The 19,663-nt window shown below is 65.6% G+C and carries 19 protein-coding genes and 1 tRNA gene; 9 read left to right on the top strand and 11 right to left on the bottom strand.

Annotated features, from left to right (window positions below):
* Positions 1–104: 104 nt before the first annotated feature.
* The 8 genes from KUV49_RS19265 to KUV49_RS19230 all read right to left on the bottom strand — a co-directional run bounded on the left by KUV49_RS19265 (position 105) and on the right by KUV49_RS19230 (position 7,703).
* On the bottom strand, positions 105–953 hold the full coding sequence (locus KUV49_RS19265; RefSeq protein WP_222452560.1) for a hypothetical protein: 849 nt from the start codon (positions 951–953) through the stop codon (positions 105–107).
* A gap of 281 nt (positions 954–1,234) precedes the next feature.
* Complete coding sequence (locus tag KUV49_RS19260) at positions 1,235–2,236, bottom strand: PleD family two-component system response regulator (RefSeq protein ID WP_222452559.1); 1,002 nt, start codon at positions 2,234–2,236, stop codon at positions 1,235–1,237.
* Positions 2,237–2,412: 176 nt separating this feature from the next.
* Positions 2,413–2,488, bottom strand: a tRNA-Trp gene (locus KUV49_RS19255).
* Positions 2,489–2,578: 90 nt separating this feature from the next.
* Positions 2,579–3,817 (bottom strand): CoA transferase, encoded by a 1,239-nt coding sequence (locus KUV49_RS19250; protein WP_222452558.1) that lies wholly within the window; start codon positions 3,815–3,817, stop codon positions 2,579–2,581.
* Complete coding sequence (locus KUV49_RS19245; RefSeq protein WP_315899587.1) at positions 3,814–4,668, bottom strand: MaoC family dehydratase N-terminal domain-containing protein; 855 nt, start codon at positions 4,666–4,668, stop codon at positions 3,814–3,816. Before KUV49_RS19245 ends, KUV49_RS19250 begins: the two co-directional genes overlap by 4 nt.
* Before the next feature lie 244 nt (positions 4,669–4,912).
* Positions 4,913–5,569, bottom strand: coding sequence for a CatB-related O-acetyltransferase (locus KUV49_RS19240; RefSeq protein ID WP_222452557.1), 657 nt, complete (start codon positions 5,567–5,569; stop codon positions 4,913–4,915).
* Between the two features lie 131 nt (positions 5,570–5,700).
* Complete coding sequence (gene tuf, locus KUV49_RS19235) at positions 5,701–6,876, bottom strand: elongation factor Tu (RefSeq protein WP_152497515.1); 1,176 nt, start codon at positions 6,874–6,876, stop codon at positions 5,701–5,703.
* 158 nt (positions 6,877–7,034) lie between these two features.
* Positions 7,035–7,703, bottom strand: a complete 669-nt coding sequence (locus KUV49_RS19230; RefSeq protein ID WP_222452556.1) for a hypothetical protein — start codon at positions 7,701–7,703, stop codon at positions 7,035–7,037.
* A 154-nt stretch (positions 7,704–7,857) separates the two neighbouring features.
* Between KUV49_RS19230 and KUV49_RS19225 the strand changes: the two genes are divergently transcribed.
* The gene (locus KUV49_RS19225) at positions 7,858–9,240 is read left to right on the top strand and encodes a cytochrome P450 (RefSeq protein ID WP_261391599.1); all 1,383 of its coding nucleotides are present in this window, start codon (positions 7,858–7,860) and stop codon (positions 9,238–9,240) included.
* Between the two features lie 153 nt (positions 9,241–9,393).
* On the opposite strand, the gene KUV49_RS19220 is transcribed toward KUV49_RS19225, so the two are convergent.
* Positions 9,394–9,852 carry a YHS domain-containing (seleno)protein gene (locus tag KUV49_RS19220; protein ID WP_222452555.1) on the bottom strand — a complete coding sequence of 153 codons (459 nt, stop codon included), beginning with the start codon at positions 9,850–9,852 and terminating at the stop codon, positions 9,394–9,396.
* 66 nt (positions 9,853–9,918) lie between these two features.
* Positions 9,919–12,237, bottom strand: coding sequence for a DNA topoisomerase IV subunit A (gene parC / locus KUV49_RS19215; RefSeq protein WP_222452554.1), 2,319 nt, complete (start codon positions 12,235–12,237; stop codon positions 9,919–9,921).
* A 145-nt stretch (positions 12,238–12,382) separates the two neighbouring features.
* Between parC and KUV49_RS19210 the strand changes: the two genes are divergently transcribed.
* The 7 genes from KUV49_RS19210 (at position 12,383) to KUV49_RS19180 (ending at position 17,615) form a co-directional block, all read left to right on the top strand.
* Positions 12,383–13,078: an SH3 domain-containing protein gene (locus KUV49_RS19210; protein ID WP_222452553.1), complete on the top strand. Its 696-nt coding sequence runs from the start codon at positions 12,383–12,385 to the stop codon at positions 13,076–13,078.
* A 51-nt stretch (positions 13,079–13,129) separates the two neighbouring features.
* Positions 13,130–13,960 (top strand): SDR family NAD(P)-dependent oxidoreductase, encoded by an 831-nt coding sequence (locus KUV49_RS19205; protein ID WP_222452552.1) that lies wholly within the window; start codon positions 13,130–13,132, stop codon positions 13,958–13,960.
* Between the two features lie 109 nt (positions 13,961–14,069).
* Complete coding sequence (locus KUV49_RS19200) at positions 14,070–14,282, top strand: twin transmembrane helix small protein (RefSeq protein ID WP_152493605.1); 213 nt, start codon at positions 14,070–14,072, stop codon at positions 14,280–14,282.
* A 2-nt stretch (positions 14,283–14,284) separates the two neighbouring features.
* Positions 14,285–14,857 carry a cob(I)yrinic acid a,c-diamide adenosyltransferase gene (locus tag KUV49_RS19195; protein WP_152494559.1) on the top strand — a complete coding sequence of 191 codons (573 nt, stop codon included), beginning with the start codon at positions 14,285–14,287 and terminating at the stop codon, positions 14,855–14,857.
* A gap of 89 nt (positions 14,858–14,946) precedes the next feature.
* Positions 14,947–15,750 (top strand): hypothetical protein, encoded by an 804-nt coding sequence (locus KUV49_RS19190; RefSeq protein ID WP_222452551.1) that lies wholly within the window; start codon positions 14,947–14,949, stop codon positions 15,748–15,750.
* Positions 15,751–15,926: 176 nt separating this feature from the next.
* Positions 15,927–16,685: an electron transfer flavoprotein subunit beta/FixA family protein gene (locus tag KUV49_RS19185; protein ID WP_222452550.1), complete on the top strand. Its 759-nt coding sequence runs from the start codon at positions 15,927–15,929 to the stop codon at positions 16,683–16,685.
* Positions 16,686–17,615 carry an electron transfer flavoprotein subunit alpha/FixB family protein gene (locus KUV49_RS19180; protein ID WP_222452549.1) on the top strand — a complete coding sequence of 310 codons (930 nt, stop codon included), beginning with the start codon at positions 16,686–16,688 and terminating at the stop codon, positions 17,613–17,615.
* 104 nt (positions 17,616–17,719) lie between these two features.
* Here the strand turns inward: KUV49_RS19180 and KUV49_RS19175 are convergent, their stop codons facing one another.
* Positions 17,720–18,556, bottom strand: a complete 837-nt coding sequence (locus tag KUV49_RS19175; protein WP_222452548.1) for a DUF6473 family protein — start codon at positions 18,554–18,556, stop codon at positions 17,720–17,722.
* Between the two features lie 157 nt (positions 18,557–18,713).
* Between KUV49_RS19175 and KUV49_RS19170 the strand changes: the two genes are divergently transcribed.
* Positions 18,714–19,589 (top strand): 3-hydroxybutyryl-CoA dehydrogenase, encoded by an 876-nt coding sequence (locus KUV49_RS19170; protein WP_222452547.1) that lies wholly within the window; start codon positions 18,714–18,716, stop codon positions 19,587–19,589.
* Positions 19,590–19,663 lie beyond the last annotated feature (74 nt).

Here is a 19,663-nt window from a genome sequence, read left to right as displayed (position 1 = left end):
CCTGTCCGCGGCACATACGCCGCGAAATAAAGGAATTCAAGGGGCGAGGCAGCCACGCCCGATTTCGGTCGGCCTCATGTGGCGCGGGTTCCTCAAGCGGCGCGTCAGGTCTCGCGCGCCTCGGCGGCCAGCCGGTCGAACGGATCGGGCCTGTCCGCGTCGGCGGTCGCGCTGGCCGAAAAATCCGGCAACGCCAGCCGGTCGGCCCAGGCCTCCGGCAAGCGGTCCAGCACCCGGTCGAACCGTTCGGCGAACCGATCGGCGCGTTGGCGGATCCTCTCGGCCAGTTCCGGCTTGCGGGCGTGCAGGCGCTGCCATGCCCCGCCCAGGATCTCGCCCCACCGATCGGGCCCCAATGTCAGATAGGCAATCAGCGCCAGCCAGACCAGCAGCAACGCCACCAGCGGCACCATCAGCGGACGATAGAGCACCAGCCCCGCCACAACGGCCCAGGCGACATGCTTGCGCGTCGGGCGATACGACCGCAGCCACCGGGGCAAGCGCAGCCTTCGATGTGTGGCACCCGAAGGCTTCGGGGCACCGCCCGCGTTCTTGGCGGATCGCGCCATCATGCGACGCATCTGCGGCATCCGCAGCCGCGGCAGGCTCAGCGCGGGAAGGCGCGGCCTCGCCTGACCGGCCCCGGTCGGCGATGCCGCCGGTGCCCGTTCCGCCTTCAGGATCTGTGCAATGGATTGCTGGGTACTCTGCTTGCGATCTTCCGGCGACACCGGATCGTAGGTCAGCACCTCTTCCTGCGGCGCGATCTGCGGCAGGCGTTCAGGGACGGTCCGGCGCTTTTCCTCCAGCAGAAGTTGCCGGACAAGCTCGTCGGCATCGCTTTCGATGGTCTGGCCGTCGGTCATCTGGTCCGCAGGCGTCCCCGTCAGTTCTTCGCTACGGATGTAAAGATCGTTCCGAAGCGCCGGACGGCGCATATCTGTCATGGTCATGGCAGCACTCATTCACGGTTCCACGCCCCCACGCGGTGAACGGCCTGGCGTCCCCTTGCAGGGCGCCAGGCGCGATTCATGGTGATGCTAAGGCTGGAATGTGGCCAAATCATGGCCGTACTCGGGCACGGGCATGTCCCTGCCCCTGCCGATCTCGAGACCGGGCGGCGGACTGGCTTGCGCGCGCCGAGCGCGCCCCACCCGGGGCGCGCAGCCCGGCGCCGGATACTCGGCCGTCCCGGCGCGCAGCGCGCGCGACGACCTTCATCCGTGCCGGGGCTTCACTCCGATTTCGCCTTGGACGGCCTGCTGTTCCTGAAAATCCTGTCCTGCACCGACGCGATCGGCGGCAGGAGCGTGTCGGTATTTCCTCCCAGGTTTCCGACGAACCGCCGGATCAGGCTGATCGCGATGTCCGACGACAGCATCCGCTTCTGCGACAGGGCCGAAACCTTCAGTTCAAGGTCCCCCGGCACCAGGATCCGGTGCCCAGCCAGATACGCGCGGAACGCGTCGCGCACGCGCGCCTGCAGCAGGTTCGGCACGATATGGTTCCGTACCACCACCAGGCAGATGAACTTGCCATAGCCGACATAGGACATCGTCGCGCCGCTCGCCGGCAAGGTCTTTCCGATGATGTGCGCCACGGCCTCGATGACTTCCAGGAATTCCCCCTGGTCCAGGCGCCCATCCAGGGCATCGACGCCCTCGATCTCCACCGACAGCAGGGTCAGGGCATACGTGCCTTCGTTGAGGCGCAGCAGCCGGTTCTCCAGCTGGAAATAGTCGCGCATGTTGGGCACGTCGGAATAGGTGATCCGCATCGAAGGATCGAATCCACGCGTTTCCGGGGCGCTTGTCAGCAGGGTCTTCAGCGCAAGCCGGCTTTCCGCGTCGCTCTTGACGGTCTCGACCAGCAGCATCGCGACCTGGATACGCACACGCAGGTCGATTTGCTCGATCGGCTTGGGCATATAATCGGTGGCACCCGCCTCGAACGCCTCGTTCATGTGCAGCTTGGCCGCCGCCGACGTGATCATGATGATCGGCGCGATACGGTATTGCGGCATTTCGCGGATCTTCGAGCACAGCTGGATCCCGTCCATGCCTTCCATCTTGATGTCCAGAAGGAAACAATCGAACGGGTGATCCTGTGCCGCGATGATCTCCATCGCCTCTTCTCCCGACGTCGCCGTCGTGACGTCGTTGAACCCCATCTCGCCGAGGTGTTCAAGAAGCAGCGCTACGATGATTTCTTCATCGTCAACGACCATGATTCTCATGGGCAACATCCCTTCATTCGCATTCGTTGGCCTGTCAGATACAATTAGAGGGAGAATGAGGTAACATTGCGACGGCCCAAGGTTAATTTCGTGAAAGGCAAAAATCCGCCACACTGACCGAGGGCGCGCCGGGAACGGGGCGCGCTGCGGAAACTGCGTTTTAAATCAGGAGGTTTTGGCAGGGGCAGCAGGGCTCGAACCCGCGACCTACGGTTTTGGAGACCGTCGCTCTACCAGCTGAGCTATACCCCTAAGGCCGATGCCTCAGGTACGGCACATGTGGGGCGGAATCAAGTCCCCTTGCCGCCGCACGCGCGGATTTTTCGACATTTTCTCCTGCATTCAGGCCGCCGATTTCTTGCGATACTCGGGGCTCGCAACGATCCCGTCGTCGAAAAGCTTGGAGATCTCCGTGTCGCTCAGCCGCGCGACATCCCCCAGCACTTCCTCCGTATGCGCCCCCAACGCGGGCGCAGGCGCGGGTCGCACGCGGCCATGACTGCCGAATTCCGCCGGATGCCCGGGCACAGGGAACCGGCCCATGCCGGGCTGCTCGGTCATCGAGAACATCGGATTCGCCTCGCCGAAATCCGGGTCCTCGCGCACCGCCTCCCGCGTGCTGCGGAACACCGACCACGTCAGGCCCGTCGCGTTGAAGTCACCCGCGAAGTCCTCGATCCGACGCTCGGCGAACCACGGCGCCAGGATGCCGGTGATCTCATGCCGCAACCGCCAGCGCGCGCCTTCGTCGCCCAGGTCCACCTTGTGGCGCCTGGCCAGCAGTTTCATCTGGTCGGCCGCACCCGTCGCCTTGACCAGCCCGTCCCACTGTCGCTGAGTCAGTCCGATCACCATCACGCGCCCACCGCAGGCGCAGACGAAATCTTGTCCGTAAGCCCCGTACAGCGCGTTGCCCGACTTTTCCCGCTCGTGACCGTTCACATGCACGTCGCCAACGAGCCCCAGATGGGCCATTGTCGCCGCCGCGACATCCTTCAGGGTCAGGACGACCTCCTGCCCCTCGCGATGGCGCAGCCGATGCCGCTCGGCAGCCAGCAGGCTCGACACGGCCAGGTTTCCGGCAATCAGGTCCCACGCGGGCAGCGCGCTCGCCACCGGGTCCTCGTGGCCCTCGGGTCCGGTCATGTGCGGCACGCCGATGGCCGGGTTCACCGTGTAATCCACCTGCGGCCGCCCCTCGCGGTCGCCCAGCAGGCTGACCATCACCAGGTCGCGGCGCATCTTGCTCAGCGTCGGATAATCCATCCATCCGCGCACCCGCAGGTTGTTCAGGAACAGCCCCGCATCGCGCCCCGGCGCAGTGATGATCCGGCTGATCAACTCCCGCCCCTCGCGCGACCGCATGTTCACCGCGACCGATTTCTTGCCCTTGTTCAGCCCCGCCCAGAACAGGCTCTGCCCATCCGGCGCCAGCGGCCAGCGCCCGTAATCCAGGCCGCCTTCCAGCCGGTCGAACCGGATCACCTCGGCGCCCATCTGTGCCAGCGTCATCCCCGCCAGCGGCACCGCGACAAAGGCCGAGCCTTCGACCACCCGCATGCCTTTCAGGATCTTGTTCATGTTGTTTCCTCCCATGTGGCGGTGGCCTGCATGCATTGATGCCCGGCCTGTCCGGTATGAAGTGTCAGCCCCTGCGCCTCCTCCTGCGCACAGGCCGCAATCGTCATCTCGTTGCGGTCCCCGGGGATCAGCAGCATCGGGTGCACGCCCCGGAACGCAAAGCTGTCGGGCCTGCGCCCCCGCAGTTCCGTCGCCCGGCGCATCAGCCATGCGGCCTGCATCGGCCCATGCACCACGAGGCCCGGATAATGCTCGACCTCGCTGGCATAAGGCAGATCGTAATGAATGCGATGCGCATTGAAGGTGATGGCCGAGAACCGGAACAACAGCGCCTCGTTGACAGGCTGGCTCCAAGTCGCCAGTGCCTCCTCCGGCATCGGCTGTTTCGCCGGCGGGCGAAACTCGGTCGGCAGGTCAAGATAGACGATATCCTGCCGTTCCGTGATCACCACTGCCCCTTCGGCGCTGAGTTCGTGATCCACCGAAACGAAAACCATGCGCCCGGTGCTGCCCGCCTTCTCGGTCACGCGCGCGATGACAGAGCGGCTCGTGAATGGCACGCCCACGCGCAGCGGCGCCCCGAAGCGCAGCGTGCCTCCGGCCCACATCCGCCGCCCCAAGGGCACCGGAGGCAGGAAGCCGCCCAGCTTGGGATGTCCATCGCTTGCCAGTTCCTCCAGCGGGCAGACGGGCGGAAAGGCGCACCAGTGCCAGAGCGGTGGCATGTCGGCGCCCATCGCCGGCGCGTCCTGCGCCGGGTCGCCGATGGTGGCATGGATCTGCGCCGCCTGCGCCGGGGCGATCACGCCCTCCCGCATCTCCGTCCGGCCTTCCCATGCTGACAGGTTCACTTGATCCAAGGCACTCTCCTCCACGGTTACAAATGTGAACGGAGCGCAAAAAATGTCAATATTTCAATAATTTAACGGGATACAACGGTATGCCATGCCGATGCTGCACGCGCAGAAACACGCGCTGGCTGTTGATTTCACGACGCTTTCCGCCCCGCACCAACCCGCCTTCGCCCCTGCGACCCGGCCAGGAACGGCCCTGGCGGCGCGTGTCCCGGTTTGCGGCAGATTGCCTCAGCCCGTCCTAGGGCGCCGCCCGCTCCAGCGCCTTTATGTCCGCGCCGCAGATCGCCGCCTCGTGTTGCAGGATGCGCTCGATGGGCCAATCCCACCAGGCGATGTCGTTCAAACGCGCGATGGTCTCGGGGTCGAACCGCATCCCGACCACGCGCGCCGGGTTGCCCGCCACCACCGCGTAATCGGGGATCTCGCCCCGCACTACGGCGCCCGCACTGACGATCACGCCATTGCCCAGCCGCGCCCCCGGCAGCACCCGCACGTCCTTGCCCAACCACACGTCATGCCCCAGCACCGTGTCCGGCCCGGACCACTCCGGCAGGCTGGGCCGGCCCGCCGCCGTGGCGTGATCGAAGACGGCAAAGGGAAAGGTCGAGAACCCGTCGCGCCGGTGGTTGGCCGAGGCGGTGATGAACACCACCCCGTCGGCGATCTGGCAGAACTTGCCGAGCACCAGCTTTTCGTCCGACACGGGAAACAGGTACGGCGCCAGGTGCATGGCCCAGTCCTCGGGCGGATAGGTCGCACTGGCATAGCTGTAATCGCCCACGATGAACCGCGGATGGTCGATCACCGCTTTCAGAAAGACGGTGCCGGCATGGGCGGATCCATCGGGCAGGATCAGCGGATTGCGCGTGTCGGGGTCGGGAAAGGGATGTGTCATGCGCCTTGATCTCACTCCGCGCGGAAAATGGGAAGACCGCGCACAAAACCGAAAAGGGCGCCCGTGGCGGACGCCCTTTCCGATGTTCACAGAGATCCCGGATCAAGTCCGGGATGACGCGCCGTGTCAGATCACTCGAGGATCTTGGACACCACGCCGGCGCCGACGGTGCGGCCGCCTTCGCGGATGGCAAAGCGCAGGCCGTCTTCCATCGCGATCGGCGCGATCAGCTCGACCTCGAACTTCAGGTTGTCGCCCGGCATCACCATCTCGGTGCCCGACGGCAGCGTCACCGTGCCCGTCACGTCCGTCGTGCGGAAGTAGAACTGCGGACGGTAGTTGGCGAAGAACGGCGTGTGACGGCCACCCTCTTCCTTGGTCAGGATATACGCCTCGGCCTCGAACTTGGTGTGCGGGTTCACGGACCCCGGCTTGCACAGCACCTGGCCGCGCTCCACGCCGTCACGCTCGATACCGCGCAGCAGCAGACCAACGTTGTCGCCGGCCTCGCCCTGGTCCAGAAGCTTGCGGAACATCTCGACGCCCGTGCAGGTCGTCTTCTTGTTCTTGTTCAGGCCCACGATCTCCATCTCTTCGCCGACCTTGATCAGGCCACGCTCGATCCGGCCAGTGGCAACCGTGCCGCGGCCCGAGATCGAGAACACGTCCTCGACCGGCATCAGGAACGGCTGGTCCACGGCGCGCTCGGGCGTCGGGATGTAGTCGTCGACCGCCGCCATCAGCTCGCGGATCTTGTTCTCGCCGATCTCCGGGTCACGCCCTTCCATCGCCGCAAGCGCCGAGCCCGCGATGATCGGAATGTCGTCGCCGGGGAACTCGTAGGACGACAGCAGCTCGCGCACTTCCATCTCCACCAGTTCCAGCAGCTCCTCGTCGTCGACCTGGTCGACCTTGTTGAGGAACACCACCAGCGCGGGCACGCCCACCTGGCGCGCCAGCAGGATGTGCTCGCGGGTCTGCGGCATCGGGCCGTCGGCCGCGTTCACCACCAGGATCGCGCCGTCCATCTGCGCCGCACCCGTGATCATGTTCTTCACGTAGTCGGCGTGGCCGGGGCAGTCCACGTGGGCGTAGTGACGGTTCTCGGTCTCGTATTCCACGTGCGCCGTCGAGATCGTGATCCCGCGCGCTTTCTCTTCCGGCGCACCGTCGATCTGGTCATACGCGCGGAAATCGCCGAAATACTTCGTGATCGCCGCCGTCAGCGTCGTCTTGCCGTGGTCAACGTGACCAACGGTCCCGATGTTCACGTGCGGTTTCGAACGGTCAAACTTTTCCTTTGCCATCTCGTGGGGCGCCTTATCCTATTGGGGGCCTGTCGCGGCCCGAATTGCTACTGGCCGGGCATTTATTGGGTTCAACCGGGAAAATCAAGCGCTTCATGCCCGCGTGACGGCGAGGTTGCGCGAACCGCGACGCACCGGCGGCGGTGGGCGGCGTGGCGCTATTCCGCGGTCCGGGTCCGCGCCTTTTCCAGCGCTTCCTTCGCGGCGGCCTGCATCCGCTCTTCCTCCGACGCCGCCGCGCGCGCCTCCGCCGCGCGGGCCCTGGCCTTGGTACGTGCGGGTCGGCCATCGTCCTCGAACCAGCCTTCGGCGTTGTTCTGCCGCACCAGCCAGTTCTCGATCAGCTTGGCCCCTTTCTGCGTCAACACCTGCATCTGCTCTTCCGCCGTCCGCGTCAGGCCGGAGCCCACGACGGTGTCCCCCGACAGGCCCTCGACAACGGTGATCAGCTCCGGCGTCTCGTTCAGCCGCGCCTTTTTTGCGTCGTCCCAGGCCGTGACCTTCAGCACCAGCGCCGATTTCGGCGCGGCCACCACCGGGATCCCCGCCTTCGCCAGAACATAGCCTTCCAGGGTGATACCCAGGTGATAGAGCCGCGTGCCCTCCTGCCGCGAGAACCGTTCGTCCACCGCCTGTGTCATCGCCGCGATCCAGTCGGCCTTGCTGGCCTCGCGCGACAACGGCCCCTTCTGCAAGTTGGGCGCCGCCACCACGTTGTGGCCCAGATGGAAATTGCCGAGATAGACCGGCGCCTCGTCAAGGTCGTCCACCTGCGTGCAGGCCGACACCCAGGCGACAACCAGCCCCCAAGCCAGACGTCTCAGCATTTCAGCACCCCCCGCAACTGTCCCGTTTCAGCGATACCAAGGCCGCCCGGCGCTGGCAATTCCCGCCCTGCCCCATACTGCCGCAATGTCCGCCGCCGATTTGCCGCCAGCCCGACGCGTGCCTATGTTAGAGAGAGCCAGCACCGGAGGCCCCATGTCCCACGCCGACACTCCCGTCAAAGTCCCCCTCGTCACCGAGCCGATGGGCATTCTCGGCAGCCTCGGCGCGGCGCGGCGCAACGTGCTCGGCATCATCCCCGAGCTGGCCACCCGCCAGCCCATGGTGTCGGGCCGCACCGGCAAGCGCTGGCACATGGTGATGGATCCCGGCGCGATCCGCGAAATCCTGCTGGAACGGGTCGACACCTACCCCAAGTCTCTGGTCACCAAGAACCTTCTCAAACCGGCCATCGGTGAATCCCTGTTCATTGCCGAGGGTGCGCACTGGCGCTGGCAGCGGCGCACCGCGGCGCCGGTGTTCTCGCACCGCAACGTGATGAACCTCGCCCCGATCATGACCGCCGCCGCCCAGCGCAGCGCCGACCGCGTGGCCGAGGCCGGCCCCCGCGCCATCGACATGGCCGCCGACATGGTGCGCACCACCTTCGACGTGATCGCCGACGTCACCTTTTCTGGCGACGGCATGTTCGACGCCGACGCGGTGCATCGCGGCATCGACGCCTATATCTCCGAGGCCGGCAAGATTTCCCTCCTGGACGTGCTGGGCGCGCCCGACTGGGTGCCACGCCCCGGCCGCCTGATCTTTTCGCGCAATGCGGTGGGCGACATGCGCCGCATCGCCGACGAGGCGATCGAGGCCCGCCGCCAGCGCGGACCCGAGGGCGTGCCCGACCTGCTCGACCTGCTGATGGAAGGCGAGGACCCCAAGACCAAGCGCCAGATGAACACCGCTGAGCTGCGCGACAACCTGCTGACCTTCATCGTCGCGGGCCACGAGACCACGGCGCTCACGTTAGGTTGGTCGCTCTACCTCTGCGCCTTCGACCAGTCCGTGCAGGACCGCGCCCGCGCCGAGCTGCGCGCGGTCTGCGGCGACGGGCCGGTGACGGGCGAACACGTGGAAAACCTCCCCTTCATGCGCCAGATCATCGACGAGGCCCTGCGCCTCTACCCTCCCGCCGGAATGGTCTCGCGCACCGCCATGGCCAACGACACGCTCTGCGGGCGCGAGATCCGCAAGGGCGACACAGTGATCCTGCCGATCTACGCGCTGCACCGCCATCACATGCTGTGGGACGATCCCGACGCCTTCCGCCCCGACCGCTTTGCCGACCGCAAGGCGGTGGAACGGTACGCCTACCTGCCCTTCGGCGACGGTCCCCGCATCTGCATCGGCGCCAGCTTCGCCCTGCAGGAGGCGGTGATCATCCTCGGCACGCTCCTGAACCGCTTCCGCTTCACCCCCGTCGCGGGCCGCGATCCGGACCCGGTGATGATCCTCACCCTGCGCCCCGAAGGCGGCGTCTGGCTCGAGGCCGAGCCGGTCTCGACGCCGCAACCGGCCTCCGTCGCCTGACGCGTCCGCCGGCTTATACCTCACCCCGTCCCGGGCTTGACCCGGGACCTCCTGCCTTGGACAGAACTTGACCCGTAGGGTGGGTGAAAACCCACCTCTTTGGTGGGTGCAAACCCACCTCTCTGGCGCATGAAAACCCACACGCCCCCACCGCTAGCCGCCCAACACCTTCGGCCAATTCGCCTCGCCTTTCGACACGTTGCCTGGAATGTCCCCCGACCACCGTTGGCGCACCGACTTGTTGTAATTGAGGTAAAGCTTGCCGCCATGCACCGTCCAAGCATCCTTGTCGCCATGCGCGGTATAGCCCTGCGACACCGCCCAGGAACAATACCCTCCGAACTGCGGCGCGTATTTCTGCGGGTCCGCCTCGAACGCCGCCTGGTTCGCAGCCGTGGAGAACCGCCACTTCGCCCCGTTCCACTCGGTCACGAATTCATCCGAGCCGGCCACGCCATCGGCCCCCGGTTCCAGCCCGAAATAGGCCACCACGTCCGCGCCGTTCGCGGCATACGCCCGGTTCTGGTACCAGCGCGGCTCGTCGGCCATCACCGGCCGCGCCAGCAGAACCGCCGCGCCGCTTGCTATCATTCCCCGTCGTGTCAAATGCATGTCCATCCTCCTTGCATCCATCTGCAAGAAAGCTAAGCGGCACCCCCCGCCCACGACAAATCAATCTCAGGTGAAGCGGTTATCCCGCGGAAAGCCCCTCGGCGCCATGCGCCCCGCGCCGGCGCGCCGCGCGGTCCATTCCTCCAGCGCCGTCTCGGTGCGTGTCCGCCCGGCGGGATCGAGCCAACTCAGCCCTTCGGCCAGCGTGAAGGTCGTCGCATCGGACAACCCGCCATCCTTGTATTTCTGCAACCGCACGCCCTTGCCGCGGCCCATCTCGGGCAACTCGTCCAGCGGAAAGATCAGCACCTTGCGGTTCTCGCCGACGCAGGCCACGTGATCGCCCGTGACCGCCCGGCACACCTGCGCCCGCACGCCCTCGCGCACGTTCAGCACCTGCTTGCCCGAACGTGTCTGCGCCACGACCTCGTCCTCCGGCACGATGAACCCGTCGCCCGCCGAAGACGCCACCAGCAGTTTCCGCCCTGGTTTGTGGATGAAGATCGCCACGATGTCGGACTCGTTCGGCAGGTCCACCATCAGGCGCAGCGGCTCGCCCATCCCCCGCCCGCCGGGCAGGTTCGCGGCACTCAGCGTGTAGAACCGCCCGTTCGTGCCGAACACCAGCAGCCGGTCGGTCGTCTCGGCGTGGAAGATGAACCGCCCCGCGTCGCCATCCTTGAACTTGAGCTCGCGGTCCAGGTCGATATGCCCCGACATGGCCCGGATCCACCCCATCTTGGAACAGACCACGGTGATCGGCTCGCGGTCGATCATCGCCTCCAGCGGCACTTCCTCGACCTCGCCCGCCTCAGCGAATGTGGTCCGCCGCGCGCCGCCCTCATACTCTTTGCCGAATTTCTTCTTCACGTCCTTCAGCTGGTCCGAGATCGCGTCCCACTGAAGCCCCTCGCTGTCCAGCAAATCCTCCAGCCCCGCGCGCTCTTCCATCAACGCATCGCGCTCCTTGACCAGCTCGATCTCTTCCAGCCGCCGCAGGCTGCGCAGCCGCATGTTCAGGATCGCCTCGGCCTGCACCTCGGTCAGCCCGTCCTCACCCCCCTCGACGGGCGGCACGTAATCCGCCTCGTCGCGGGCACGGACAAACTCCCGCCCCCAATCCTCGCGCATCAGCGCCGCCTTGGGGTCATCATCATAACGGATGATGTCGATCACCCGGTCGAGATTCAGGAAGGCCACGATCAGCCCTTCCAGCACCTCCAGACGGTGGTCGATCTTCTCCATCCGGTGCTCGCTGCGCCGGATCAAAACCTCTCGCCGGAAATCGAGGAACGCGCGCAGCACTTCCTTCAGGCTGCAAACCTTGGGCGTCACCCCGTCGATCAGCACGTTCATGTTCAGGCTGAACCGCACTTCCAGGTCCGAGTTGCGATACAGCGACTGCATCAGCACCTCGGGCTCCACGTTCTTCGAGCGCGGCTCCAGGATCACGCGGATGTCGTCGGCGCTCTCGTCCCGCACATCGGCCAGGATCGGCACTTTCTTGGTCTGGATGACCTCCGCCAGCTTCTCGATCAGCTTGGATTTCTGCACCTGGAAGGGAATTTCCGTGACCACGATCTGCCACTGCCCACGGCCCAGGTCCTCGACCTCGTAGCGGCACCGCAGGCGGAACCCGCCCTTGCCCGTCCGGTAGGCCTGCGCAATGGCCTCGGGCGGCTCCACGATGATGCCCCCCGTGGGAAAATCCGGGCCGGGCACGTAGTTCAGCAGCGTGTCGTCCCGCGCATCGGGCGTCTTGATCAGATGCAGGCACGCATCCACCAGTTCCGCGATATTGTGCGGCGGAATGTTCGTCGCCATCCCCACCGCGATCCCGCTCGACCCGTTGGCCAGCAGGTTCGGAAACTGCGCCGGCAGCACCACCGGCTCGGTCAGCGTGCCGTCGTAATTGTCCCGGTAATCGACCGCGTTCTCGTTCAGCCCCTCCAGCAGGGCCTCGGCCACGATGGTCAGCCGCGCCTCGGTGTAGCGGCTGGCGGCCGGGTTGTCGCCGTCGATATTGCCGAAATTCCCCTGCCCGTCCACGAGCGGGTAGCGCACGTTGAAATCCTGCGCCAGCCGCGCCATCGCGTCATAGATCGCGGCATCGCCATGCGGGTGATAATTGCCCATCACGTCGCCGCTGATCTTGGCGGACTTGCGGAACCCGCCGCTGGCGCTCAGCCGCAGTTCGCGCATGGCGAACAGGATCCGCCGGTGCACCGGCTTCAGCCCGTCGCGCGCATCCGGCAGCGCCCGGTGCATGATGGTCGACAACGCATAGGTCAGGTACCGCTCGCCGATCGCCCGGCGCAGCGGCTCCGCCACGGAATTGCCTCCAGTCTCGGGGCCTATGTTGGGGTCATCGACCAAATCAGTCATAGATGGTGTGATACCCCCCGCATTTGCGCAGGTAAAGCACAGGTTGGGAAGATTCTGTGCCTTTTCCCATGCCGCCGGGAACCGAATCGTGTAAGTTGTGTTCTATTGTAGGAAATTGACTTCGCTGCCCCGGGGGACACGCGCAATGTGGCGCTTTATTTTGGTAACATTCGCTTTTCTTGGTTTCGCCTTCTGGGAACTCAGCGGCGGCGCCGATTACGCGCCCAGTGACAACTCGATCCAGGCCCGGGCGAACGACCCCGCGCCAGAGGTGACCGTGGCCGAATCGCAGCCCCTCGAACCGCCCGCCCCCGAACGTATAGAACTGCCCGAAACCACCAAGCCCGAGCGCTTCCAGATCACGCTGGCCTCCGTCGGCGAGATGGCAGAGGCCGGCGCCGCCCAGCAGACCGCCCGGACAGAGCGTGTCGAGGACAAGGCCCGGTTCCTGACCCGCCCGAAATCCAACGAAGACAATGCCGTCCTGGCCGCCCTGGAAGAGGGCGGTGCCGCCGCGGACCAGGTCAAGCGTCACTGGCCCGGAGCGATCGAACTGTTCGAGCAGCAGGCCTCGCAGGCCGAGCTGCGCGAACAGGCCGAAGCGGCCGCGCGGTCCGCACGCGCCGACATGGCCTATTCCGACATTCGCTACATCACCGCCAGCTCTGCCAACATGCGCGGCGGACCGGGCACCGACTTTGCCCGCGTCGGCAACCTTGGCGAAGGGGCCGAGGTGGCCGTGCTCGGACGCGCGGACAACGGCTGGCTGGAACTCGAGGTCGTCACGACCGGCGAAACCGGCTGGATGGCCGACTGGCTCGTCAGCGACCCGGCGCGGTAATTCGCACTCAAAGCGATTGCATATGACGCCGGCCCGCGCCAAGGTCCGGCCATGACGCGGAAATCCCTCCTTATTACCGGCTGTTCCTCCGGCATCGGTTATGACGCGGCGCACGGACTACGGGCGCGCGGCTGGCGCGTGTTCGCCTCCTGCCGGCAGGAAAAGGACTGTGCCCGGATGCGGGCCGAAGGCTTCGACAGCCCCCTCATCGACTACCAGCAGCCCGACACCATAACCTCCGGCCTTGCCGAGGTTCTCGACGCCACCGGCGGCACGCTGGATGCGCTTTTCAACAACGGCGCCTTCGGCTGCCCCGGCATGGTCGAGGATCTGCCCACCGACGCCCTGCGCGCCATCTTCGAGGCCAACTTCTTCGGCTGGCACGAGCTGACGCGCCAGGTCATCCCGGTGATGCGGGCCCAGGGGCACGGGCGGATCGTGCAGAACTCCTCCGTTCTGGGCTTTGCCACGCTGCGGATGCGCGGCGCCTACAACGCCACCAAACATGCGCTCGAAGGTCTGACCAGCACCATGCGGATCGAGATGCGCGACACGCCCATCCACATCGTCCTGATCGAACCCGGGCCGGTGACGTCCAAGATCCGCGTCAACTCGATCCCCCATTTCGAACGCTGGATCGACTGGAAGAATGCCCCCGCCCGACCGCTCTACGAAAAACGCCTCATCCCGCGCCTTTACCACAGCAGCGGGCCGGACACGTTCGAACTGCCCGCCCCCGCCGTCACGAAAAAGCTGATCCACGCATTGGAATCCCCACGCCCCCGCGCCCGCTATTTCGTCACCACGCCGACCTATCTGCTGGACGCGCTGCGGCGCATCCTGCCCACCAGCGCCCTCGACTGGATCCAGGCGAAACTGTAACAGGACGGCCCGGAAGGGCGGGCAAGCGGCTCCGCGTCACCTTACCCCATTCGCCTTTCGACACAGACGAGCTACCTCCGCCACTGACTGGAAAAACCAAGAGTCTCACATGCTCAACGACCCCCTCTTCATCATCGCCGCGCTTGCCTGCGCGGTCGTCGGCGTCATTCTCATCCTGGGCATTTCGAACTTCGGCAAGGAAGGCATCGACAACGCCAAGCGCTCGAACAAGTTCATGCGCTGGCGCATCATCGCCCAGTTCATTGCAGTGGTCCTGATCCTGCTTTTCGTCTATATCCGCCGCCAAATGGGAGGTGAATGAACATGGTCGTTCTCAACAAGATCTACACCAAGACCGGCGATCACGGCGAAACCGCGCTCGGCAACGGGTCGCGCGTGGCCAAGCACTCGATGCGCGTCACCGCCTACGGCACCGTGGACGAGGTGAACGCCACCGTCGGCCTCGCCCGCCTGCATGCCGACGGCGAAACCGATGCCGCCCTGTCGCGCATCCAGAACGATCTCTTCGACCTTGGCGCCGATCTCTGCCGCCCCGACATGGAAAACGACGACAAGGCGGAATTCGCGCCCCTGCGCATGGTCGACAGCCAGGTCTCGCGCCTGGAAACCGAGATCGACACCATGAACAAGGTGCTCGAACCCCTGCGCAGCTTCATCCTGCCCGGCGGTTCGGCGCTCTCGGCACACCTGCATCTCTGCCGCACCGTGTCGCGGCGGGCCGAACGTCTGGCGGTGGAACTGGCCACGATGGAACATGTGAACCCGGCGGCGGTGAAATACCTCAACCGCCTCAGCGACTGGTTCTTCGTCGCCGCCCGCATGGCCAACGATTCGGGCCGCGACGACGTGCTCTGGACACCGGGCGCAAACCGCTGAAATCTCTGGCGCGGGGTCGGCAAAAGTGACATTCTGAGCGCCAAATACCGGGCGATCCAACGCCCGGTCCGAGCAGCCAGGAGAGGTCCATGACCCTGCCCACCATCGCCATGTTCTGGGACGGCCCGCCGCTGGGCTTCATCGAACGGCTGTGCGTCACGTCCTTCGTCGATGCCGGCCATCCCGTGGTGATGTTTTCCTACCACGGGGTCAAGGATTGCCCGAAAGGCGTCGAACAGGCCCCCGCCTCCGACATCCTGCCCGACCCCGACACAATCGTGCGCCACGAACGCACCGGCAGCCCCGCGATCCATGCCGACAAGTTCCGCTATCACCTGCTGGCCAAGAACGACGGTATCATCTGGTCCGACACCGATGCCTACTGCCTCAAGCCTTTCCTTCCCAAGGACGGCTTCTTCTTCGGCCGCGAAAGCGACAAGGTCGTGGCCAACGGCGTGATGGCCCTGCCCGCCTCGTCGCCCTCCCTGCAAAGCCTGATCGAGTTCTGCGAGGACGAGTATGCCATCCCGCCCTGGATGATGCCCCGCCACAAGGAAGAAATGCGCGCCCGTGCCGAGGCGGGCGACCCGATGCATGTGTCCGAAATGCCATGGGGCGCGTGGGGTCCCAAGGCGCTGTCGCATTTCCTGCATCAGAACGACGAATTCAAGCACGCACTCGATCCGCACGTCCTCTACCCCGTCCTGTTCGAGGACCGGCGCATCTATTTCCGAGAGGCGTGGAAGGTCTGGAAACAGGTGCAGGACGATACCGTCTCGATCCATTTCTATGGCCGGCGCGTGCGCGAACGGCTGTGGAACCGCTTCAACGGCACCCCGCCCGAGGATTCGGTGCTGCATGAGCTGGCGCAGAAACACGGCGTCGCCCCCTGACACCGGCGCTTTGCGCGAAGATTTCCCGCGCCGCACCGGAAACGCGACGTCGCAAGTCGGAAACGTGACGATTTTACCCTGTTTCCCCGGCTAACAGTTCTGTATCAAACGCCCCACAGCAAGGGGCGGAGTCGCATCACGGCGGCTCTGCGCAATTTTTTAGGGAGACCATGCCGATGAAGGTGCTCGTGCCTGTCAAACGCGTGATCGACTACAACGTGAAGGTCCGCGTCAAGGCGGACGGATCGGGCGTCGATCTTGCCAATGTCAAAATGTCGATGAACCCCTTTGACGAAATCGCCGTCGAAGAGGCCATCCGCCTGAAAGAGGCCGGCAAGGCCGACGAGGTCGTCGCCGTGTCCATCGGCGTCAAGCAGGCGCAGGAAACCCTGCGCACCGCGCTGGCCATGGGCGCCGACCGCGCCATCCTGGTCGAGGCCGCCGACGACGTGCACACCGACATCGAGCCGCTCGCGGTCGCCAAGATCCTCGCCGCCGTCGTCAAGGAAGAAGAGCCGGGCCTCGTGATCGCCGGCAAGCAAGCCATCGACAACGACATGAACGCCACCGGCCAGATGCTGTCGGCCCTGCTGGGCTGGTCGCAAGGCACCTTCGCCTCCAAGCTGGACATCGACGGCGACAATGCCGTGATCACCCGCGAGGTCGACGGCGGTCTGCAAACGATCAAGGTCAAGATGCCCACGATCGTCACCGTGGACCTGCGCCTGAACGAGCCGCGCTATGCCTCGCTGCCCAACATCATGAAGGCCAAGAAAAAGCCGCTCGACGAGAAAACCGCCGCCGATTTCGGCGTCGACGTCGCGCCGCGCCTCGAAATCGTCAAGACCGAAGAGCCCGAGGCCCGCAAGGCCGGCGAAATGGTCGGATCGGTCGATGAACTTGTCGCCAAACTCAAAGAAGCGGGGGCCGTGTAAATGTCTGTACTTCTTCTTGCCGAAGTGAACGACGGCGAACTGGCGCTCGACGCCACCGCCAAGGCCGTCACCGCCGCCAAGCAACTGGGCGACGTGACCGTGCTCTGCGCCGGGGGTTCCGCCGCCGCCGCGGGCGACGCCGCCGCCAAGATCGATGGCGTCGCCAAGGTCCTCGTGGCCGAGGATCCCTCGCTGGGCCACCGCCTGGCGGAATCCACCGCAGCACTCATCGTGTCGCTTGCGGATGACTACGAGCATATCGTGGCCCCCGCCACCACCGACGCCAAGAACGTCATGCCCCGCGTGGCCGCACTGCTGGACGTCATGGTGATCTCCGACGCCTCCGGCGTGGTCGATGCCAACACGTTCGAGCGCCCGATCTACGCGGGCAACGCCATCCAGACGGTGAAATCCTCGGATGCCAAGAAGGTCGTCACCTTCCGCACCTCGACCTTCGACGCCGCCGGCGACGGTGGCTCGGCGTCGGTCGAGACGGTGTCCGCCGCCGACAACCCCGGCCTTTCGGAATGGGTCGAGGACAAGGTCGCCGAATCCGACCGCCCCGAGCTGACCTCGGCCGGCATCGTGGTCTCCGGCGGTCGCGGCGTCGGTTCGCAGGACGACTTCAAGCTGATCGAAGGCCTCGCCGACAAGCTGGGCGCCGCCGTGGGCGCGTCCCGCGCCGCGGTGGACTCAGGGTATGCCCCGAACGACTGGCAGGTCGGCCAGACCGGCAAGGTCGTCGCACCCGACCTCTATATCGCCGTCGGCATCTCGGGCGCGATCCAGCACCTTGCGGGCATGAAGGACAGCAAGGTCATCGTCGCCATCAACAAGGATGAAGAGGCGCCGATCTTCCAGGTCGCCGATTACGGCCTCGTGGCCGACCTCTTCACCGCCGTGCCGGAACTGACCGAGAAACTCGGCTGAACCGTTCCCGCACATGGCACTGAATTGACCCGCCCCCGTGGCGGGTCTTTTCGTTTTGGGCCCGTAGGGTGGGTGAAAACCCACGCGCCACCAACTGTAACCTCTCACGGATCCAACACCCCCGCTAATACCGGGATCAACGCCTCCGCCACCGCGTCATGCGCGTCCTGCCCCGGCAGATCCCGCGGCACGCCCGCCTCGCTCCCCGCCGCGTCGGGTGGCGGACTCGCCACGCGCGCCCCGACCTGCGCCACCTTGCCGGCCTCCACGAACGCCACCGCGGGCCGCTGCAACCCCACGACCATCTCGCGTCCCACCAGCACCGGCTCGCACCGGGCCTCGACCGCGTCCTCATCCCGATCCGGCGCGCGCTCGGAAAACCACAACAGGATCACCGGCGCGCGGATTACCGCGATCAGCCGCCGCATGCCCGTCTCCCAGGCGCGCGCCAGTTCCAGCCGCACCTCGCCGAACCGTTCCGGCGAAACCGCCTTCAGATGCATCAGCATATGTCGCGTGAAACTGAACTCGGTAAAATCCACCTCGGGAAACAGCGCCCGCAACGGCGCTTCCGCCCGCAGGAACCGATCGTTGCGCCGCGAATGCACCTTGTAGAACGGGTTCGACAGGTTCGCCGCACATGGCACCTGCACCACCGCAGCCGCCGCCCCCGACGCGATGCGCACCAGCCCCGGATCGCCCAGCATCACGTCGATCCCCGCATTGGGCTGACCCAGGTTCACGCAGGCCACGCCGGTCGCCGCCTCGATCCTTTGCGCAAAGGGCCGGGCGACGAACTTGCCATAGGTCTCCGTGCCGCCAAGAAACGCCACATACTCGTTCGTCAGGCTCCGTTTCGGCCCGCGAAACGCCAGTTTCGACGCCCCGTACCGGCACGTCTCGGGCGCCGCGTTCCAGCGACCCTTGCCATGAAAGGACATCCCGCCCACCTCGTTCAACTCACCCGGTTGCCAGCTTTGGGCCGCAGGTCTTGCGATTCCGTTAAACGCTCAATTCGCCAAGAATTTTAACGTCCGCTTTCCCTTGCAGCGCCCGCGGCACGGGGCATATGGTGTCGCAAAAGCGAAAGGGACCTGCATGGAGATCCGCAAGGTGGGCGTCGTCGGCGCCGGACAGATGGGCAACGGAATCGCGCATGTGATGGCCGTCGCGGGCTATGACGTCCTGCTCAACGACATCAACCAGGAGGCGCTGGACAAGGGCCTCGGGGTGATCAAGTCGAACATGGACCGCATGGTCAGCCGCGACAAGATGAAGGCCGAGGACCGCGATGCCGCCCTGTCGCGCATCACCACCACGCTCGACCTGCCCGAACTGGGCAAGACCGACCTTGTCGTGGAATCCGCCACCGAGCGCGAGACCGTCAAACAGGCCATCTTCGAGGATCTCGTGCCGCATCTCGGCCCCGATACGATCCTCACGTCGAACACCTCGTCGATCTCGATCACCCGCCTGGCCAGCCGCACCGACCGTCCCGAGAAGTTCATGGGCTTCCACTTCATGAACCCCGTGCCGGTCATGCAGCTGGTGGAACTCATTCGCGGCATCGCCACCGACAAACCCACCTACGACGCCTGCCTCGCCGTGGTGGAGAAGCTCGGCAAAACCGCCGCCTCTTCCGAGGATTTCCCCGCCTTCATCGTCAACCGCATCCTGATGCCGATGATCAACGAGGCGGTCTATACCCTCTACGAGGGCGTCGGCTCCGTCACCTCCATCGACACCTCGATGAAGCTCGGCACCAATCATCCGATGGGCCCGCTGGAACTGGCGGATTTCATCGGGCTCGACACCTGCCTTGCCATCATGAACGTCCTGCATGACGGGCTGGCGGATACGAAATACCGCCCCTGCCCTCTGCTGACGAAATATGTCGAAGCCGGCTGGCTGGGCCGCAAGACCGGCCGCGGCTTCTACGACTACCGCGGCGACGAGCCCGTGCCCACGCGGTGACGCAAGGCGGCTGAGTCCTCTTCACGACCGTAGGGCGGGTAAAAACTCACGCGCGGCACCTTGCGTAGGGTGGG

It is taken from the genome of Roseovarius atlanticus (genome assembly GCF_019802205.1).
In the GTDB taxonomy this organism is placed as follows: domain Bacteria; phylum Pseudomonadota; class Alphaproteobacteria; order Rhodobacterales; family Rhodobacteraceae; genus Roseovarius; species Roseovarius atlanticus_A.
This window is presented reverse-complemented; position numbering and strand designations above follow the sequence as displayed.

Excerpts from the sequence above, each read along its gene's own strand:
- KUV49_RS19190 (WP_222452551.1), top strand. The coding sequence starts at position 14,947 with ATGACCCTGCCCACCATCGCCATGTTCTGGGACGGCCCGCCGCTGGGC.
- KUV49_RS19230 (WP_222452556.1), bottom strand. The coding sequence starts at position 7,703 with ATGCTGAGACGTCTGGCTTGGGGGCTGGTTGTCGCCTGGGTGTCGGCC.
- KUV49_RS19220 (WP_222452555.1), bottom strand. The coding sequence starts at position 9,852 with ATGCATTTGACACGACGGGGAATGATAGCAAGCGGCGCGGCGGTTCTG.
- tuf (WP_152497515.1), bottom strand. The coding sequence starts at position 6,876 with ATGGCAAAGGAAAAGTTTGACCGTTCGAAACCGCACGTGAACATCGGG.
- KUV49_RS19170 (WP_222452547.1), top strand. The coding sequence starts at position 18,714 with ATGGAGATCCGCAAGGTGGGCGTCGTCGGCGCCGGACAGATGGGCAAC.
- KUV49_RS19175 (WP_222452548.1), bottom strand. The coding sequence starts at position 18,556 with ATGTCCTTTCATGGCAAGGGTCGCTGGAACGCGGCGCCCGAGACGTGC.
- KUV49_RS19225 (WP_261391599.1), top strand. The coding sequence starts at position 7,858 with ATGTCCCACGCCGACACTCCCGTCAAAGTCCCCCTCGTCACCGAGCCG.
- KUV49_RS19250 (WP_222452558.1), bottom strand. The coding sequence starts at position 3,817 with ATGAACAAGATCCTGAAAGGCATGCGGGTGGTCGAAGGCTCGGCCTTT.
- KUV49_RS19180 (WP_222452549.1), top strand. The coding sequence starts at position 16,686 with ATGTCTGTACTTCTTCTTGCCGAAGTGAACGACGGCGAACTGGCGCTC.
- KUV49_RS19185 (WP_222452550.1), top strand. The coding sequence starts at position 15,927 with ATGAAGGTGCTCGTGCCTGTCAAACGCGTGATCGACTACAACGTGAAG.
- KUV49_RS19200 (WP_152493605.1), top strand. The coding sequence starts at position 14,070 with ATGCTCAACGACCCCCTCTTCATCATCGCCGCGCTTGCCTGCGCGGTC.
- KUV49_RS19205 (WP_222452552.1), top strand. The coding sequence starts at position 13,130 with ATGACGCGGAAATCCCTCCTTATTACCGGCTGTTCCTCCGGCATCGGT.
- KUV49_RS19210 (WP_222452553.1), top strand. The coding sequence starts at position 12,383 with ATGTGGCGCTTTATTTTGGTAACATTCGCTTTTCTTGGTTTCGCCTTC.
- KUV49_RS19265 (WP_222452560.1), bottom strand. The coding sequence starts at position 953 with ATGACCATGACAGATATGCGCCGTCCGGCGCTTCGGAACGATCTTTAC.
- KUV49_RS19240 (WP_222452557.1), bottom strand. The coding sequence starts at position 5,569 with ATGACACATCCCTTTCCCGACCCCGACACGCGCAATCCGCTGATCCTG.
- KUV49_RS19195 (WP_152494559.1), top strand. The coding sequence starts at position 14,285 with ATGGTCGTTCTCAACAAGATCTACACCAAGACCGGCGATCACGGCGAA.
- KUV49_RS19260 (WP_222452559.1), bottom strand. The coding sequence starts at position 2,236 with ATGAGAATCATGGTCGTTGACGATGAAGAAATCATCGTAGCGCTGCTT.
- parC (WP_222452554.1), bottom strand. The coding sequence starts at position 12,237 with ATGACTGATTTGGTCGATGACCCCAACATAGGCCCCGAGACTGGAGGC.